The organism is Terrabacter sp. BE26 (assembly GCF_041941675.1).
In the GTDB taxonomy this organism is placed as follows: domain Bacteria; phylum Actinomycetota; class Actinomycetes; order Actinomycetales; family Dermatophilaceae; genus Terrabacter.
The window spans coordinates 1,861,286-1,878,695 of the sequence record NZ_CP090122.1; the positions used below are offsets into that span (position 1 = coordinate 1,861,286).

The following is a 17,410-nucleotide window of genomic DNA, read 5'->3' on the forward strand; positions in this document are numbered from 1 at the left end:
GAGCGTGCGGGCCGCTCCCGACCGCACGCATCCGCGTCCGCGACCCCGCCCCAAGGACAGGGGCACTCATTGTCTGGCCCGTTATGGTGGCGATGTGAGCGCCCAGCCCGTCCCCAGCCCCGTGTCGGGGAGGCGCCTGCCCGCGGTCGAGGAGCGCTCCGCCGGCGGCATCGTGGTGGACGTGCGCGAGGGCCTGGCCCTGATCGCCGTCATCGCCCGGCGCAACCGGGCGGGACGCATCGAGTGGTGCCTGCCCAAGGGCCACGTCGAGCCGGGCGAGACGCTCGTCGAGACAGCTGCGCGCGAGGTGGCGGAGGAGACCGGCATCGTCGGTCGGGTCCTGATCGAGCTCGGCACCATCGACTACTGGTTCGCCACGTCGGACAAGCGCGTGCACAAGTTCGTGCACCACTACCTGCTGGAGGCCACGGGTGGTGAGCTGTCCATCGAGAACGACCCCGACCACGAGGCCATCGACGTCGCCTGGATCCGCCTCGACGAGGTCCACCGCAGACTGACCTTCCCCAACGAGCGCCGCATCGCACAGGCGGCGTGGAACCGGCTGGCGGGGACGGCGTGATCCTCTGGGGGTCGCGGCGTCCGGGATCGAGCGGGCGTCGCGTGACCCGCCTCGTGCGCTCCCTCGCCACCACCGCGACCGCGCTGGCGGCGCTGGGCGCCACCGTCTCCAGTCCCGTCCCCGGCCCTGCGGCGGCCGCGGTGCCGATCGCTCTCGACCCGACGGCGTATGCCGCCACCTCGCTCCCGGCCTCCCTCCCGCTGTCCACCTCCGCCGCGCCGCGCCGGGCGGTGGTGCCCGCCAGGGACACCGCGGTCGTGGTGCTCGCAACCATGGCACCGGCCGTCGTGAAGCCCGGAGCCGACGTCAAGGTGACCGGCACCATCACCGCTCCGACCACGGGCCCGCTGTCGAGCCCCGAGGTGCGCATCGTCCGCGGCGACGTCGCGGTGAACCAGAAGGCGGCCCTCGACGACTGGGCGTCCGGCCGCACGAAGGAGTCGGGGCGGACCGTGTCCACGACCCGGCTCCCGACCGTGGCCGCCGGCCACACCCAGGCCTTCAGCGCCACCGTGCCCTGGGAGCAGCTCCGCTCCCCCGAGGCCTTCGCGGCGCTGCCCCTCTCCGTCGACGTCGTCCAGTCGGGCGCGTCCGAGCCGACCGGCTCCACGCGGACCTTCGTCGCCTGGAACGGCCGCAAGGAGTACGTCCCGCTCGACGTCGCCACCGTCCTGCCCGTCACGCTCGACCCCGACCCCCGCGTCTTCTCCCGCGACGACGCCACCCGGCTGCAGGCGTGGCAGAGGGCCATCGGACCGGCCTCCCGCGTGACACGCATCGTGCAGGGCACGCGCGGCTCCACGGTCGACCTCGCCGTCGACCCGTCGGTCCTTGGCCCGGCACCCACCGCTCCGACCGCCGCGGCCGACGCCGGCAGCGCCACGCCGCCCACGGGGGCCGGCAACCAGCCCACGAGTCCGGGCACGGCCACCACCCGTCCAGCGACGCCCTCGAGCAACGACGCGACCACGCCCGCAACCCCCACCCCCTCCGGGAGCACCGCCCCGGGCCCCCCGGCGACCGGTGCGCCGTCCGCCTCGCAGGCCATCACGTCGCTCGGGGACGACCTCGTCGCGAAGCTCCGCGGCCGCAGCCTGTGGGTCCTGCCGTATGCCGACGCCGACGTCGCGGCGACCGCCGACGTCGACGCCGCCAGCTCCATCGTGCGTGACCTCGTCGGCCGCGCGAGCACGCTCGCGTCCCACTTCGGCTCGGCGGCGCACACCGACATCGTGTGGCCGGTGGACGGGCTGCTCCCGCCCGGCCGCGAGGCCGGCATCCGGACCCTGCTCTCGGGCACCCCGGTCAAGAAGCCGGCCGGCATCGTCGTCAACGCGGCGGCCGTCACGAAGCCGACCACCTACACCCCGACCGCGCGGCGCGTCACGAGCGCGGGGACCCGGCTGCTCGCGTACGACACGCGCCTCTCGTCGGTGCTGCCGAGGCGCACCGACCCCAGCCCGGTCCTGTCGACGCAGCGCTACCTGGCCGAGACGCTCGTGCTTCTCGGCGAGCGCGCCGGCACCGCCCGCTCCGTGCTCGTGGCCGCGCCGCGCACCTACGACCCCGACCCCGCGAGCCTCTCCTCCTTCCTCGCGGCGACCTCCAGCGCCCCGTGGCTGCACCCCGTCAGCGTCGCCTCCCTGCTCGCCGACAGCGGCGAGGACAAGGCGCAGCCCCAGACGGCGTGGTCGCGGACGGCTCCGGGCACTGCCCCGGCACCGGTACTCACCGCGCGGCGCCTCGCGCAGCTCGCCCACCAGCGCGACACCCTGCTCAGCGTCTCCTCGGTGCTGAGCAACGGCGAGGAGTTCGAACGCACCTACCGGGAGGTGCTCGACCACCTGACGAGCGTGCGCTGGCGATACGAGCCCAGGGCCTGGCCGGCCCTGGCCAACTCCGTTGCGGCCGACGTGCGAGCCGCCACGAGCGCGATCCGTGTCGTCCCGCGCACGAGCACGATCAACCTGCTCGCCGAGAACGGCACCCTGCGCATCACCGTGGAGAACGGCCTCGACTACACGGTCGAGAACATCCGCCTGCGCCTCGTGCCCGACAACCCTCGCATCCGCGTCGTGGCGCAGCCGGCTCCGGTGACGATCGGACCGTCGTCGCGCACCAACGTCCCGGTGGAGGTCGCGGCCGTCGCCGCCGGCCGGGCGCAGATCCGCGCCTTCCTCACGACCGCCGACGGCACCGTCATCGGCTCGGCGGCCACCATCCCCGTCGCCGCGAACCCGCTCGATGCCACCATCTACTGGGTCGGCGGGGTGCTCGTCGGGCTCGTCCTGCTCGTCGGCGTCGTGCGCGCGGTGCGCAAGGGCACCTCGCGCGTCGACCAGATCGCCGACATCGAGGCCGTCACCGCGGCACACGAGTCCCTCGGCGATGCGCACCACGGAGATGGCACATGAGTCGGCCTAGGATGGGGCCCAGCCACGCATCCACGAAGGACTGGACGAGGGGAGGGTGACGCACGTGCAGGGAGTCGGACCCGGAACCGTTCTGGGAGGCCGCTACGCGGTCACGCTGCGCACCTCCGAGGGCGCCCACCACGAACGATGGCGCGCCACGGACCACACCCTCGAGCGCGACGTCGTGCTCGTCTGCTTCGCCGCCGGGTCGTCCCTGGCCGCCGCGGCGCTCGACGCGGCCCGGCGGGCCGCCGGCATCGAGGACCCCCGCCTCGTGCGCGTGCTCGACGTCGGCACCGACCAGGGGGTCGGCTTCATCGTCGAGGAGCCCCTGACGGGGGCGTCACCCCTGTCGCACCTGCTGCAGAGCGGTGGCCTGGCAGCCGACGAGGTGCGGCGCCTGACCGGCGAGGCGGCGACGGCGCTCGACAAGGCCACCCACCGGGGCCTGCACCACCTGGCCCTCACCCCCAGCTCGCTGCTGCGCATGCCCGACGGCGCGGTCAAGGTCCGCGGCCTCGCCACCGAGGCAGCCCTCACCGACGCCGACCGGCTCTCCGACGAGCGGGCGTCCCGTGCTGACGCCGTCGGCCTCGTCAAGCTCGCGTATGCCGGCCTGACCGGTCGCTGGCCCATGGTGGCCGTCGACGACGGGCTGATCGCCGCAGGAGGCCCGGTGGGCCTCGAGTCCGCGCCCACGATCGTCGGCGGCGTGGCCGCCCCCTCCGAGATCGCCGCCGGGGTGCCCAACGACCTCGACCTCATCTGCCGGATGACCCTGGGTGAAGGCCGGCGCGGACCGGTGTCACCCGGCGACCTCGCCCTCCAGATCGCCCCGTGGCCCGCCGAGCCGCCCACCTCCGACGGCGCGTCGGGCATCGGCCTGCAAGGTCAGGGCCGACAGGCCCAGAGCGGACAGGGCACGGGCCAACAGGGCAGGGGCGACCGGCTGTCGCCCGGTGCGACCCGCGTCCTCCCGGCCGTCGGTGCAGCCGGCGCCGCGGTCCTCGGTGCCGGCTCGGGTGCCGGCGCCGCCGCTACCTCGCGCGCCGGCGGTCGGTCCGGCGCGTCCGGCCGGTCGCTCCGTTCGGACCGGGCGTCGCAGAGCGGTCAGCCGGTCGGCAGGGAGGCGAGCACCGTCGCCTTCGACCAGCTGGCCGACACGGGTTCGGGCGCCGGTCGGGACGCGGCGGCAGGAGCGCGCTCCGCTGACACCCTCGAGCACCCACGGGTCGACGGCACGTCCGCCGACCACGCCAAGCGCATCGCGCCCGGGGTGGCCGCCGCCGCAGCGGCCGCCGGAGGCGTGGCAGGGGCCATCGGTGACCGGGTGGGCTCCTTCGCCCGGGCAGCGGCCGACAAGGCGGCGGCCCGCGCCGCCGAGCGCCGGGCCGCGCACGACGACTACGACGGCGAGGAGATCGACCTCGACGACGCCCTCGACGAGGCGCCCGCCACGCGGCTCGAGCCGCCGCTGCCCGTGCTGGGACGTGAGGCTCCCGAGGCACCCAGCGGGGCGCAGGCGCGCATCGCACTGGCCATCGTGGGTGTGCTCGTGCTCCTCGCGATGGTCATCGGCGTCCAGAACGTCGCGAAGATCGGCCAGCACGATCCCGCCACGGCCGTCACCGTCACCAAGACACGCGCCCCGAGCGCGACCCGACCGGCGCCGAGCTCGAGCTCCCGGCCGGCGCCCACCACCACGACCCCGGCGCCGCCCGCGGCCCCGGTCTCGATCACGGGCGGCACCGGGTTCGACCCGCAGGACGGCACCGAGTCAGACCAGAGCGCCGTAAAGGCCTTCGACGGCTCGACCGACAGCGGGTGGAGGTCGCGCTGGTACGGCAGCCCGACCTTCAACGGCAACAAGGACGGCGTCGGCCTGCTGCTCGACCTCAGCGCACCGACCGTCGTCAAGGAGGTCGTCCTCGACCTGCCGAAGGCACAGGACGTCACCGTCTACGCCACCGACTCGAGCTCCACACGCTCCCTGGACGGCGCCCAGAAGATCGGCTCCGCGAGCGACGCCACCGGCACGGTGACCATCAAGCCCGAGGGCACGCTCAAGGCCGCCAGCAAGATCATCGTCCTCGTCACCAAGGCCGCGCCGGCCGAGTCGAGCAACCACTACCGCGCCCAGATCAGTGAAGTCACGGTGCACTGACCGTGATCCCGGGGGGTGCTGGACCGGTCGCCGACCCGAGCGACCGGGAGCTGCTGGCACGGCACGTCGCCGGTGACGACCAGGCCTTCGCCGAGCTGTTCCGGCGGCACAAGGACCGGATGTGGGCCGTCGCCCTGCGCACCGTGCGCGACCCTGAGCTCGCCGCAGACTGCGTTCAGGACGGCTTCATCGCGGCCTTTCGGCGCGCCGACTCCTTCCGCGGGGAGGCGGCGGTCACCACGTGGCTGCACCGCATCGTCGTCAACGCGTGCCTCGACCGGCTGCGCCGCCGCCGGCCCACGACGGAGCTGCCCGAGTACGAGCTCGCCGACCGCCACGACCACCACGCGTCCACCGAGGTGCGCCTGGACATCCAGGAGGCGCTCGCCGCGCTGCCCGAGGGCCAGCGGGCAGCGCTCGTGCTGGTCGACATGCACGCGGTTCCCGTGGCCGAGGCGGCCGTGATCCTCGGTGTGGCCGAGGGAACCATCAAGTCGCGCTGCGCACGGGGTCGCGCGGCACTCGCCCAGCGGCTGGGACTGACCCCGGGCGTTCGCCCCGTCGAGACGCACTGAGCCACGCCCCACGTCGGTCGGGCCCCACCGGGCCCCGTCCCCGGTCGGCCCTCCCAGCCGAGAATGGTTGAATCCCGGTGGAACCCAGGGACCCCGGGGGGCCGTCGAAACCCTGGCGACCGGCATACCCCCTGCCTGCCTGACGACCACCGCACGCCCTGCCCGAAGGACCACATCCGTGGACGAGCCCGCGCACACCCCTGAGCGCTTCCCCGAGCCCGAGCCCGATCCCGAGCTCGAGCCCGAGTTCGACCCTGAGCTCGACCCTGCCGAGCTGGATGCCCGCCACGGTGCTGCATCGGACTCCGACCAGGAGCCCGACGCTGGTCCGGGGACCGACCTGGACCCGGAGCTCGACCGGCACGTGCGCGCCCTCCTCGCCGACGCGCCCGAGGCCGGCCCCATGCCCGCGGAGGTGTCCCGGCGCATCTCCACAGCCCTGCTCGAGGAAGCCCGGCTGCGCGTCGACCCGGGACCCCTTGCAACCGTGCGCAGCAAACAAGGCCGACACGGCGCCGACGGGCGGCGGGCCGACACCGGCGGCGACCTCCTCCAGCTGCCGTCGGCCCCAAGCCGTCGCCGGCCCGCCTACCTCATCGCCGCGGTGGCGGCGGCGGCCGCCGTCGTGGCGGTCGGCGCCTCCGCGTTGCACGTGACGAAGCGCCCCAACGGCGCAGCCGCACTCGGGGGCGGCTACCCCTCCGGAGCGCCGGCGACGAGCCCCGCGGCTCCCACGCCGGCTCCCGGGAACGGCGGGCTGCACATCCAGCTCAGCCGCACGGCCTACACCTCGAGCGGCCTCGCCGCGCAGGCGCGCACCCTCCTGAACCACCCGGGCCCCTCCATCGGCGAACTCGCCGCCGAGTCGCCGGCGATCGGTCCCATCGCGACCTCCATCGGCCTTGAGTCCTGCCTCGAGGCGATCGGTGCCGTCGACGCCACCCGCCCCGCTCCCGACACGGTGTCGGCCGACCTGGCCACGTTCGACGGCAGGCCCGCTGCGGTCGTCGTCGTGACGCGCAGTGGCACGAGCACCGCCTGGGCCGTCGAGCGGAGCTGCACGACCGGCGCACCGGGGATCCTCGCGGGCGCCACGCACGTCCCCTGAGTCGCTCCGCTCGCGTCGTGACGAGCGCCGGCACGAGCAGATAGACGAGCGGCCGGACGTGCCGGCTGGGAACAAGCACCACCTAGGATCGGTTGTAGCCCACGCGACCAGACCCGTGCCTGCACCGGCCCATGCCGGCGACAGGGGCACGGACCTCGGCCACGCGCGCACGAACCCAGAGCCTCACGAGGAGCACGTCACCATGTCGAGTCCGGACACCGTCCGCAACGTCATCATCATCGGCTCGGGCCCAGCGGGCTACACGGCGGCCGTCTACGCCGCCCGCGCCAACCTCGAGCCGCTCGTGTTCGAGGGCGCCGTGACCGCCGGTGGGGCCCTGATGAACACGACCGACGTCGAGAACTTCCCCGGCTTCAAGGACGGCATCATGGGGCCCGACCTCATGGACAACATGCGTGCCCAGGCCGAACGCTTCGGGGCCGAGCTCGTCACCGACGACGTCACCGCCGTCGACCTGACCGGTGAGGTCAAGACCGTCACCGACGGCGCCGGCACCGTCCACCGCGCTCGCTCGGTCATCCTCGCCATGGGCTCGGTCTACCGCGAGCTCGGCCTGCCGCGCGAGAAGGAGCTCTCGGGCCACGGCGTCTCCTGGTGTGCCACCTGTGACGGCTTCTTCTTCCGCGACCAGGACGTCGCCGTGGTCGGCGGCGGCGACTCCGCCATCGAGGAGGCGACCTTCCTGACGAAGTTCGCCCGCACCGTCACCATCATCCACCGCCGCGACTCCCTGCGTGCCAGCAAGATCATGGCCGAGCGCGCCCACGCCAACGAGAAGATCCGCTTCGCCTGGAACTCCGAGGTCGTCGAGCTCCACGGTGAGGGCAGGCTGACCGGAGTCACGCTGCGCGACACCGTGACCGGCGAGACCCGCGAGCTGGCGGTCACGGGCCTGTTCGTCGCCATCGGGCACGACCCGCGCAGCGAGCTCGTCACCGGCGTCGTGGACACCGACGCCGCCGGCTACGTCCTCGTCGACGGCCGCTCCACGCGTACCAACGTCCCCGGCGTCTTCGCCTGTGGTGACCTCGTGGACCACACCTACCGCCAGGCCATCACGGCCGCTGGCTCCGGTTGCGCCTCCGCCCTGGACGCCGAGCACTACCTCACGGCCCTGGAGGACACCGCCACGCCCGACGAGGCCGCTGCCGAGGCAGCCGCCATCGACGAGACCGACGCCGGCGAGATCCCGGACGTGCGGGCCGGCGTCGGTGCCGACGCGTAGCCTCCAGCCAGACGACCACCACCTGCTGCACCACTGCCCTACACCCCTGCCGCACACGCCTGCCGCACACCGAGAAGGAGCCTCCATGGCACTGAAGAACACGACCGACGCCAGCTTCGCCGACGACGTCCTCATGAGCGAGAAGCCCGTGCTCGTCGACTTCTGGGCGACGTGGTGCGGCCCGTGCCGCAAGGTCGCCCCGATCCTCGAGGAGATCAACGAGCAGTACGGCGACAAGATCGAGATCGTCAAGCTCGACACCGACGCCAACGTCGACACCGCGGCCCGCTACGGCGTCGTGTCCATCCCGACGCTGAACGTCTATGTCAAGGGTGAGGTCGTCAAGTCGATCGTCGGCGCCCACCCCAAGCCCAAGCTGCTGCGTGAGCTCGAGGAGTTCATCGCCTGACCCTGTCCCCGCATCGAAGGGGTGGCCCGTCGTCACGGTGCCACCCCTTCCGCGTACTACGCTGCTCAGGGCGCCCGAGCGCTCCCGAGCCGACGCACCACGAAGCCGCGCCACCCCTCCTGAGTCGTGCGAGGAAAGGAGCCGAGATGACACCACCGCAGCCCGGTCTGCTCCGGCGCGGTGACTCCGGCCCAGCCGTTGCGGCCGTCCGCGAGCGCCTCCTCCTCACGGGAGACCTCGTCGCCCCGTCCGAGTCTGACGCCCCGTCCGCGCCGGACGACGCGGTCTACGACGAGCACGTGGAGCAGGCGGTCAAGTCGTTCCAGCAGCGACGAGGGCTGCTCGTCGACGGCATCGTCGGCCGGAGCACGTATGCCGTCCTCGACGGCGCCCGATGGGCGCTCGGTGACCGGGTGCTGCGCTACGTGCCCGAGCACTTCATCGAGGGCGATGACGTCGCGGCCCTGCAGACCCGCCTCGTCGAGCTGGGGTTCCGTCCCGGCAAGGTCGACGGCATGCACGGGCCGACCACGGACGCGGCGCTGCGTGCCTTCCAGGCAGCCGTGGGTCTCGTCCCGGACGGAACCGTCGGTCCCGACACCATGCGCGCCTTCCTGGGCCTGCGCCGCTCGGTGAGCGGAGGCTCGGCCAACGCCCTGCGCGAGCGTGAGCAGATTCGCCGCAGCGGTTTCAGCCTGAGCGGCCGCACCATCCTGCTCGACCCCGGCCACGGCGGGGGTGACGACGGTGCCCGCGGCGCCAACGGGCTCGTGGAGGCCCAGCTCGCGCTCGACCTGGCCCGGCGCATCGAGGGCCGCCTCTCGGCCCACGGCGTCAACGTCGTCTTCACTCGCACCGAGACGACCGACGGAGGCAGCGACGAGGAGCGGGCGGCCTTCGCCAACTCCTGCGACGCCGACCTCGTCCTGTCGCTGCACACCGACCACTCCGCCTCGGGCTCCGCGCACGGGGCCGCCACGTACTTCTACGGCCACCCGGACAGCGCCGCCCACTCGGACTGGTCGGTGATCGGGGAGAGCTTCGCCGACCTGCTCCTGCGCGAGGTCGTGGCTCGCACCGGCCTGACCGACTGCCGCACGCACGCCCGCACCTGGCCGCTGCTGCGGCGCACCCGCATGCCGGCGGTCCGGCTCGACTTCGGCTACCTCGACCACCAGGGCGACGCGGACGCACTGGCGGACGGCCAGACCCTCGACCACGTCGCCGAAGCCGTCGTGGTGGCCCTGCAGCGGGTCTACCTCGGCGAGGCCGACACCTCACGCACCGGCGTGCTGCGCCTCGACGACCTCCGCCGGCACCTCGAGACCATGCGGGCACAGCAGGCACGCGCGGCGGGGCCAACCGCCGACGGCACCAACGGCTGAACGGCCCTAACGGCTCAGCGGGCCGTCCGACTGCCGCTCGGCCACGTTCGCGTGACTCGTGCCGTTCGGGTGCGGCGCGGGGGCGGGATGCACGCCGGGCACCCGGGCGAGGGCACGCGACAGCGCCTCGGCCACCTCGTCGCGCAGGGTCACCACGGTGCGCAGGTCGATACGCAGGCGCGGGTATGCCGGGTGGTCGCGTTCGACGCGGAAGCCCATCTTCTCGAGGAAGGCCACGTCGAGGACGCAGGCGTGCCTGGAGACGGCGAGCGGTCGCGCTCCCACGGCCTCGAGGGAGCGGACCCGGTGGGCCAGGGCGTCCTTGGCGGCCGCCTGCACGAGCGCCTTGCGCAGCGCGGGATGTGCGGGCGTCGTCACCGCGGTGAGGAGCATCAGCGTCGAAGGGTCTGACGGGGAGGTGGGGAAGGCCGCCAGGCGTGGAACGTGGCGGGCCGGGGCCAGCAGGACGTGTCCGGCGGGTCGACCGTCGACGTAGGCGACCCGGCCGGGGCTCCCCCAGTCGGCGGACACCGTCTCGACCCACTCGGAGAGCAGCTCCAGGGGCTCTCGCGGTCCGGAGTGCCCGTTCCGCGGCACGGTCTGCCAGAAGGTGCACGGGGCGCAGCCGCCCACGAGGTCACCGACGCGGTCCGGCGTCAGCGGACGCAGCTCACGCATCGAGCCTCCCGGAGACCTTCATGCCTGCATTCTCCCCCGGGGCCGCCGTTGCAGCACGCCGGGACCCGCAGAGATCCCGGAGATCCGTGGAGCTCGACCGAGGTCCGGGGAGGGATGCGGGGCATCCGGGAGGTCCGAAGGAAGCGGCGACCGACGCCCGCCGTGCGGCGCGGCACGCCGCGGGCCCGAGGTGCTGCAGCACGGGAGCAACCCGGCATACGGAACGTAGGGTGGCTCCATGAGCGAGCCGGGAACGTACGTCGAGAAGAGCTTCAAGCGCGACACGAACTACATCACGACCCGCATCACGGCCGACGGCCGCGACGGGTTCCCGGTGGAGGCCGGGCGCTACCGGCTCGTCGTGTCGCGCGCGTGCCCGTGGGCCAACCGCGCCATCATCGTCCGGCGCCTGCTGGGCCTCGAGGACGCGCTGTCCATGGGCATCTGCGGTCCCACGCACGACAAGCGCAGCTGGACCTTCGACCTCGACCCCGGCGGCGTGGACCCGGTGCTGCAGATCCCGCGCATCCAGGACGCCTACTTCAAGCGCGACCCCGACTACCCGCGCGGGATCACCGTTCCGGCCATGGTCGACCTCACGACCGGGGCCGTGGTGACGAACGACTACAAGCAGATCACCGTCGACCTCGAGACCCAGTGGCGCGACCTCCACCGCGACGGCGCTCCCGACCTCTACCCCGACGCCCTCGCCGACGAGATCGAGGCCGTCAGCGAGCCGATCTACCGCTTCGTCAACAACGGCGTCTACCGCTGCGGGTTCGCGGGCACCCAGGAGGCCTACGACAAGGCCTACCGCCGACTGTGGGATCACCTCGACCTGCTGGAGGAGCGCCTCTCGACGCGCCGCTACCTCGTCGGTGACCACGTCACCGAGGCCGACGTGCGCCTCTTCACGACGCTGGTGCGGTTCGACCCCGTCTACCACGGCCACTTCAAGTGCAACCGCAACAAGCTCAGCGAGATGCGGGCGCTCTGGGGGTACGCCCGCGACCTCTTCCAGACGCCGGGTTTCGGCGACACCGTCGACTTCACCCACATCAAGCAGCACTACTACATCGTGCACACCGACATAAACCCCACCGGCGTGGTGCCGCTCGGGCCGTCCCTCGAGAACTGGGCGGCTCCCCACGGCCGGGAGGAGCTCGGCGGCTCCCCGTTCGGGGACGGCACACCCCCCGGGCCGCCGCGCGAGGTCGTTCCACCGGAGCACAACCCGGTGCTCGCTCTCCTCGCGGGCTGACGCGGGTGGACCGCATGCTTCCCCGGTTCCCTTGTGTGACAAGGGAACCGGGGCGGCCTCCGGGTGGTCAGGAGCGGAAGAAGTCCGCAAGGGCCGGCGCCAGCACCGGGGCCGGCACCTGGTGGAAGCCCCCTTGCAGCTCGACCGCGCGACCATCGGGGAGCGCGTCGGCGAGCACCTGCGCCGAGTCGTGGAGCCACGGTTGGGCGGTTCCGCTGCTGCAGACGGCGAGGAAGGGCACCGTGACGCGGGCCAAGGTCTCGGTCGGGAGCCCGTGGTCGTCTCCACCGAGGCACAGGCCGTCGTACTTGAGGGTGTAGGTCAGGGCGAGCATCGGGTCCCACATCGCCGTGCCCCGCATCCCGTCCACGGCCTGCTCGGGCATGCCGACGACCTCGGTGTTGAAGTACCGCAGGATGCCCTCCCGGTCGCCCGCCACCTCGAAGCGCTCGAGGGTGCCGATGTAGTCCGTCGGAGCAGGGGGCCAACCCGCTGACCGGTAGGGCACCTCCAGGCTGGCCGCCCGAGCGACGGGCACACCGGCCGCCACGGCGTGGACGACGAGCGCCCCACCGGATGAGACGCCGAAAATGCTTGGGGCAGAGCCGTTTTCGTTCACCTCTGCGAGAACACTGGTCAGGTCATCGACCTCGCGGGCGACCGCCTCACGACGCACCGTGTCCGAGTCCGCGCCGGCCAGCTCGTCACCGCTGTCTCCACGGCCCCGGCGGTCGTAGGTGACACCGGTGAAGCCCAGGTCGCCCAGCACCTGCGCGACGTCCCGGAAGGAGCCCCGGTCGCAGAACGCGCCCCCCACGATGACCGCAGCCGGTCCTTTGCCGTACGCCTCGTACGCGATGGTCGTGCCGTCCGCCGACGTCGCCTGCTGCTTCCCGTTCATCTGCATCGCTCCCTGGCTGTCTGTCGGCTCGCCGTTCGAGCCTCATCTCCGTGTCGATCGGGGAGCCTGCCCTTCGACACTCGGGTCATCACTTCTTTTCGGGCGCGTTCTCGGGAGTCAGGGAGCGCTTGCGCGAGAAGGCCTCACGACGCTCGGCCTCCGGAACCGACTGCAGGTAGGCCCTGACGGGTTCGGACAGCGCAGGCCACGTCGGGTGCTGCTCGACGGGCACGACGGTGGCGACCACCTGGTCGACGTGCACCTCGACGAGGTTCCAGGACTGGGGCCCATCCACTCCCAAGAGCAGCTCGCGCGGCGCGCCGACGTCGTCGACGTAGGACACGCCACCCGCGACGAGGACCGGCACCCGCCCCAGGGTGCCGAAGCTCGTGACGTGGAGGTGGCCGCTGAGGACGGCCCGGACGTCGCTGTCCTCGACCACTTGGCGCAGCCGCTCGACGCCGTCGAAGTCGAGCAGCTGCATCACCGGCGACCGATACACGATGGGCGCGTGGTGGACGACGAGGATCGTCCCGTGCGACGCAGGATGCGCGAGTTCCTCTGTGAGCCAGTCGAACTGGTCATCCGAGAACCCTCCGTGGTGGTAGCCCGGGACCGCCGAGTCCATGGCGATGATGCGCAGCCCGCGCACGTCTGTGGCCTGGTCTTGCGGGGCGTCGGTGTCGATGCCGTGCAGCACCCGGGCCATCGGGCGCCGCTCGTCGTGGTTGCCGCCCGTCACCACGAGAGCGCAGCCCAGCCGCTCGACCACGGGCGCCACCATGTCCCGGAACAGCTCGTAGGCCGCGACGTCGCCCCGGTCCGTGACGTCACCGGACACCACGAGGGCATCGATCCTCTCGCCCGACGCCTCCACCCGGTCGAGGGCCTTCTGCAGCTGCTGGCGGGTGTCGATCCGGCCCGCGAGCAGGTCCTCGCCCGCGATCAGGTGCGGGTCCGAGAGATGGGCGAGGACGTGGGTCGGGGTGGGACGAGGCCCGTAGCGTGGCACGGCAGCAGCCTAGGACGGCGCCCGTCCCGGCGCGGGCCCTGGCGCCGCAGTCACCCTGCACTCGCTCACTGCCTTCCTCCCAGGGGAGCCATCGCGGCTTGCAACCGCTCGCCTCGCAGGCCTCAGCTGCGGACCTGGCAGGTCGGGCACCAGTACAGCCGACGGCCGCCGAGGTCACGCTGGCGGACTGTTCCCGAGCAGCGCGGGCAGGCTCCACCGGTGCGCTTGTAGACCTGGAAGCGCCGTTCGAAGGTGGTGCCCAGGCGTTCCCCCGTCTGCTGCCTGGTGATCTCCCGCGCTCGGCCGGAGCGTCGCAGCCGGAGGGCCTGCTCGACCTGCTCGGGCACCGTGATGATCTGGCCGAAGACCCGACCGAGCGGCATCAGCAGGACCAGGTCGTCCCAGACCTCGTCCCACGCCTGCTCCGAGAGGTCGGCGCCTCGGGTGAATGGATCCACGGCCAGCCGGTGGAGCACCTCACAGCGGTAGACGTTGCCCACCCCCGCGACGACGGACTGCTCCAGCAACAGCTCGGCGATGGTCCGGCGGCTGCGTCGGACGCGCTCCAGGCCGATCTCGGGGTGCGGGCGCCGCCGCAGCGGGTCAGGCCCGAGGGTTGCGATGATCTCGCGCTGTCTCGCACGGTCGACGAGGGTGCAGATCATCGGTCCACGCAAGTCGGCCCAGTGCCCGGGACCGACGAGCCGTAGCCGGACGGCGCCGTTGGGGGCCGGTGGTGTGGCGTCCGGCAGCGGTTTCACGTGAAACATACCGATGAGGCCGAGGTGGACGTGCAGAGTCACGTCCTGCATCGACACGAAGAGGTGCTTCCCCCACGCCTGTGCGCGCTCCAGCACCAGCCCGTCGATCAGCGCGGCGTCGGCGGCGAACCGCCCCTGGGGGCTCGACGCCTGCAACCGCTGGCCCCGAAAGGCTCGCTCGAGGCGTTCGGCCAGCGCGTGGATCGTATGACCCTCTGGCATGTCTTTCCTCTCGAGGTCGTGCGCCGGCACGTGCGCCGCCGTGAGCAGGGCAGGGCCTGTCCGCTGCGCCGCGCTCGTCGGCACGGTGTCCGGGCCGGGCCGGGCCGCAGGGTGATCGGAACGGCTCGGCTGGACGTCAGTCCTGGCCGGCGGGCGCCATCCCCATCAGGTCGAGGATGCGCCGCAGGTCCTCCATGGACGCGAACTCGACCGTGATCTTCCCCTTGCGCTGGCCCAGGGCGATCGCGACGCGGGTCTCGAGGTGGTCGGACAGCCCCGTCGTGAGGTCGTCCAGCTGGGGATGCCGGCCGCCGGCACGCGGGCGTCGCGGCTTCGGCGCGTCGTTGCCCTCACCGAGCGCCACCAGCTCCTCGACGCTGCGCACCGACAGGCCCTCGGCGACGATCCGCTGGGCCATGCGCTCCATGGCAGCAGAGTCGGCCATGCCGAGCAGGGCGCGAGCATGTCCGGCACTGAGCACACCCGCAGCGACCCGACGCTGGACGAGCGGAGGAAGTCGGAGCAGGCGCAGTGTGTTGGAGATCTGTGGGCGGGAGCGACCGATCCGGGTGGCGAGCTCCTCGTGCGAGCAGCCGAAGTCGTCGAGCAGCTGCTGGTACGCCGCCGCCTCTTCCAGCGGGTTGAGCTGGGTCCGGTGGAGGTTCTCGAGCAGGGCGTCGCGCAGGAGGTCGTCGTCGCTCGTCTCCTTGATGATCGCCGGGACGAGGTCCAGCCCGGCCGCCTGCGAGGCACGCCACCGGCGCTCGCCCATGATCAGCTCGAACGTCTTGCCGTCCGCCTCGGCGAGCTGGTCGGCCGGGATGCGCCGCACCACCACCGGCTGGAGCACGCCGATCTCACGGATGGAGTGGACCAGCTCACCCATGTGGTCCTCGTCGAAGACCGTTCGCGGCTGCCTCGGGTTCGGTCGGATCGACTCGATGTCCAGCTCGGCGAACTCGGCGCCCGGAACCACCGCGAGATTGCTCGTGGCTTCGCCCCCGGCCGGCTCCCCCGCGGCAGCCGCGTACGGGTCCGTCACAGCGGGATCGGCCGCCGCACCGTTGCTCGAGTCCACTGCCGCGTGTCCCGGCGCGCCCGGCGTCGAGGTCTCCGCCGCGGTGCCCGTGGCCGGCGATCCGTCGCCTGCGTGCTCAGCGTGTGAGGTGGTCACCTGCGCGGCACTGCTCGACCCGTTTGGCACCGTCTCCGCTGCGGGCACCACCTCGTCGCGCTTCTGCTCGGTGAAGAAGACGTCCACCGGTCGCCCAGCTCCTCCGGTGGGTGCGCTCGGGATGAGCGCTCCCAGGCCTCGACCCAGTGCGCGACGCTTCTCCGCCATTGACCAAACCTTTCGCAGACAGCGCGGCCATCGCGCCGCGCTCAGTGTAGGTGCTGCCCGCCGACCAACCGACAGGCGCTATGGGGGTGTTCCATGCCGTTCTGGGCCCCGGTCGACCCGGTGTTTCACGTGAAACACCGGTGTCCACGACGCCCTGCCGGGCGTCCTCAGTCCCGTTTCACGTGAAACCGAGCCGCTCCAGCGCCGAGGAACACACGATCGACGGTCATGACGGCCCGGACGCACCGCGGTCGGCGATCTCCCCCGCGGCGGCCAGGTAGGCCAGGGCTCCGCTGCTCGACGGGTCGTAGGTCATGACCGTCTCACCGAAGCTGGGCGCCTCGGAGACCCTTACGGACCGGGGAACCGAAGTGTGCAGCACCTCGACGGGGAAGTGCTCGCGGACCTCCTCGGCCACCTGCGCCGAGAGCCGCGTCCGACCGTCATACATCGTCAAGAGGATCGTGGAGACGTGCAGAGCCGGGTTCAGGTGATGCTTGATCAGCTCGATGTTCTTGAGCAGCTGCGAGAGGCCCTCGAGGGCGTAGTACTCACACTGGATGGGTATGAAGACCTCACTCGCCGCGACCATCGCGTTGACGGTGAGCAGACCGAGGCTGGGCGGGCAGTCGATGAGGATGTAGTCGAACGCATGCCCGGTCGTGGTCGCCGCCGTGATCGCCTTCTGCAGGCGCGACTCGCGAGCCACGAGGGAGACGAGCTCGATCTCCGCGCCCGCCAGGTCGATCGTCGCCGGCGCACAATGCAGGTTCGGCACCGTCGCACAGGGCTGGACCACCTCGAGCAAGGGGGTCCCGTCCACGAGCACGTCGTAGATGGACGGCACCTCGGCATGGTGGTCGATGCCGAGTGCAGTGCTCGCGTTGCCTTGCGGGTCGAGGTCGATGACGAGCACCTGAAGCCCGGACTGGGCCAGGGCCGCGGCGATGTTGACGGTCGTCGTCGTCTTGCCCACGCCGCCTTTCTGGTTGGCCACGGTGAGCACGCGCGGCGCCACCGGCTTGGGGAAGGTGCGCCCGGTCAGCTGGATGCGCCGTCGCGCGTTCTCGGCCAGTTCCATCGCGAGGGGCGTGTCCTCGCCGGCCCTCGGGATGGCCGCGGCCAGCGCATCACGGTCGGCGTCATCGGCACGGGCCTGGGCGGCACGACGCGTCTCGTCCACAGGGTTGTCCCCAACCACCTCAGGCGCGAATCCCCGTTCAGGAGCGCCGTTTTGCGAGCGGTTGTCCACCAAATTGTCCACAGGACCGTGGGTCTCGCCGAGCTGTTCGTCGACACCGCCTCCTCCGACGGTCGCAGCTGACCCGTCGGCCCTGACCGCTGCTCCTGCG

Annotated in this window: 15 protein-coding genes; 9 read left to right on the forward strand and 6 right to left on the reverse strand. The window is 72.4% G+C overall.

Going from position 1 to position 17,410, the window contains the following annotated elements; translation table 11 throughout:
* Nucleotides 1-94: 94 nt before the first annotated feature.
* The 8 genes from LQK93_RS08630 (at nucleotide 95) to LQK93_RS08665 (ending at nucleotide 9,881) form a co-directional block, all read left to right on the forward strand.
* Nucleotides 95-580 carry an NUDIX hydrolase gene (locus LQK93_RS08630; RefSeq protein WP_374971130.1) on the forward strand — a complete coding sequence of 162 codons (486 nt, stop codon included), beginning with the start codon at nucleotides 95-97 and terminating at the stop codon, nucleotides 578-580.
* Between the two features lie 41 nt (nucleotides 581-621).
* Nucleotides 622-2,994 carry a DUF6049 family protein gene (locus tag LQK93_RS08635; protein WP_374971131.1) on the forward strand — a complete coding sequence of 791 codons (2,373 nt, stop codon included), beginning with the start codon at nucleotides 622-624 and terminating at the stop codon, nucleotides 2,992-2,994.
* A 55-nt stretch (nucleotides 2,995-3,049) separates the two neighbouring features.
* Nucleotides 3,050-5,158, forward strand: a complete 2,109-nt coding sequence (locus tag LQK93_RS08640; protein WP_374971132.1) for a hypothetical protein — start codon at nucleotides 3,050-3,052, stop codon at nucleotides 5,156-5,158.
* Nucleotides 5,159-5,160: 2 nt separating this feature from the next.
* The gene (gene sigM / locus LQK93_RS08645) at nucleotides 5,161-5,733 is read left to right on the forward strand and encodes an RNA polymerase sigma factor SigM (protein ID WP_374971133.1); all 573 of its coding nucleotides are present in this window, start codon (nucleotides 5,161-5,163) and stop codon (nucleotides 5,731-5,733) included.
* Nucleotides 5,734-5,911: 178 nt separating this feature from the next.
* Nucleotides 5,912-6,841, forward strand: coding sequence for a hypothetical protein (locus LQK93_RS08650; protein WP_374971134.1), 930 nt, complete (start codon nucleotides 5,912-5,914; stop codon nucleotides 6,839-6,841).
* Between the two features lie 202 nt (nucleotides 6,842-7,043).
* Complete coding sequence (gene trxB, locus LQK93_RS08655; RefSeq protein ID WP_374971135.1) at nucleotides 7,044-8,087, forward strand: thioredoxin-disulfide reductase; 1,044 nt, start codon at nucleotides 7,044-7,046, stop codon at nucleotides 8,085-8,087.
* A gap of 85 nt (nucleotides 8,088-8,172) precedes the next feature.
* Complete coding sequence (gene trxA / locus LQK93_RS08660; RefSeq protein ID WP_374971136.1) at nucleotides 8,173-8,496, forward strand: thioredoxin; 324 nt, start codon at nucleotides 8,173-8,175, stop codon at nucleotides 8,494-8,496.
* Between the two features lie 146 nt (nucleotides 8,497-8,642).
* A complete protein-coding gene (locus LQK93_RS08665) occupies nucleotides 8,643-9,881 on the forward strand; it encodes an N-acetylmuramoyl-L-alanine amidase (protein ID WP_374971137.1) in 1,239 nt (412 codons plus the stop codon).
* A gap of 6 nt (nucleotides 9,882-9,887) precedes the next feature.
* Here LQK93_RS08665 and LQK93_RS08670 read toward each other — a convergent pair whose 3' ends face one another.
* Entirely contained in the window at nucleotides 9,888-10,559 is a 672-nt protein-coding gene (locus tag LQK93_RS08670; protein WP_374971138.1) for an N-acetyltransferase, read from the reverse strand.
* A 238-nt stretch (nucleotides 10,560-10,797) separates the two neighbouring features.
* Between LQK93_RS08670 and LQK93_RS08675 the strand changes: the two genes are divergently transcribed.
* Nucleotides 10,798-11,820, forward strand: a complete 1,023-nt coding sequence (locus tag LQK93_RS08675; protein ID WP_374971139.1) for a glutathione S-transferase family protein — start codon at nucleotides 10,798-10,800, stop codon at nucleotides 11,818-11,820.
* 67 nt (nucleotides 11,821-11,887) lie between these two features.
* On the opposite strand, the gene LQK93_RS08680 is transcribed toward LQK93_RS08675, so the two are convergent.
* From LQK93_RS08680 to LQK93_RS08700, 5 genes are all read right to left on the reverse strand, one after another.
* On the reverse strand, nucleotides 11,888-12,727 hold the full coding sequence (locus LQK93_RS08680; RefSeq protein ID WP_374971140.1) for an alpha/beta fold hydrolase: 840 nt from the start codon (nucleotides 12,725-12,727) through the stop codon (nucleotides 11,888-11,890).
* A gap of 82 nt (nucleotides 12,728-12,809) precedes the next feature.
* Nucleotides 12,810-13,733, reverse strand: a complete 924-nt coding sequence (locus tag LQK93_RS08685) for a metallophosphoesterase (RefSeq protein ID WP_374971141.1) — start codon at nucleotides 13,731-13,733, stop codon at nucleotides 12,810-12,812.
* 122 nt (nucleotides 13,734-13,855) lie between these two features.
* A complete protein-coding gene (locus tag LQK93_RS08690) occupies nucleotides 13,856-14,716 on the reverse strand; it encodes an Fpg/Nei family DNA glycosylase (RefSeq protein ID WP_374971142.1) in 861 nt (286 codons plus the stop codon).
* Nucleotides 14,717-14,852: 136 nt separating this feature from the next.
* Nucleotides 14,853-16,058 (reverse strand): ParB/RepB/Spo0J family partition protein, encoded by a 1,206-nt coding sequence (locus tag LQK93_RS08695; RefSeq protein ID WP_374971143.1) that lies wholly within the window; start codon nucleotides 16,056-16,058, stop codon nucleotides 14,853-14,855.
* Nucleotides 16,059-16,284: 226 nt separating this feature from the next.
* Nucleotides 16,285-17,241 (reverse strand): ParA family protein, encoded by a 957-nt coding sequence (locus LQK93_RS08700; protein ID WP_374971144.1) that lies wholly within the window; start codon nucleotides 17,239-17,241, stop codon nucleotides 16,285-16,287.
* Nucleotides 17,242-17,410: the final 169 nt, after the last annotated feature.

Bases quoted from the DNA above. Each gene is read 5' to 3' on its own strand.
- trxB (WP_374971135.1), top strand. From the start codon at position 7,044: ATGTCGAGTCCGGACACCGTCCGCAACGTCATCATCATCGGCTCGGGC.
- trxA (WP_374971136.1), top strand. From the start codon at position 8,173: ATGGCACTGAAGAACACGACCGACGCCAGCTTCGCCGACGACGTCCTC.
- LQK93_RS08665 (WP_374971137.1), top strand. From the start codon at position 8,643: ATGACACCACCGCAGCCCGGTCTGCTCCGGCGCGGTGACTCCGGCCCA.
- LQK93_RS08670 (WP_374971138.1), bottom strand. From the start codon at position 10,559: ATGCGTGAGCTGCGTCCGCTGACGCCGGACCGCGTCGGTGACCTCGTG.
- LQK93_RS08675 (WP_374971139.1), top strand. From the start codon at position 10,798: ATGAGCGAGCCGGGAACGTACGTCGAGAAGAGCTTCAAGCGCGACACG.
- LQK93_RS08680 (WP_374971140.1), bottom strand. From the start codon at position 12,727: ATGCAGATGAACGGGAAGCAGCAGGCGACGTCGGCGGACGGCACGACC.
- LQK93_RS08690 (WP_374971142.1), bottom strand. From the start codon at position 14,716: ATGCCAGAGGGTCATACGATCCACGCGCTGGCCGAACGCCTCGAGCGA.
- LQK93_RS08695 (WP_374971143.1), bottom strand. From the start codon at position 16,058: ATGGCGGAGAAGCGTCGCGCACTGGGTCGAGGCCTGGGAGCGCTCATC.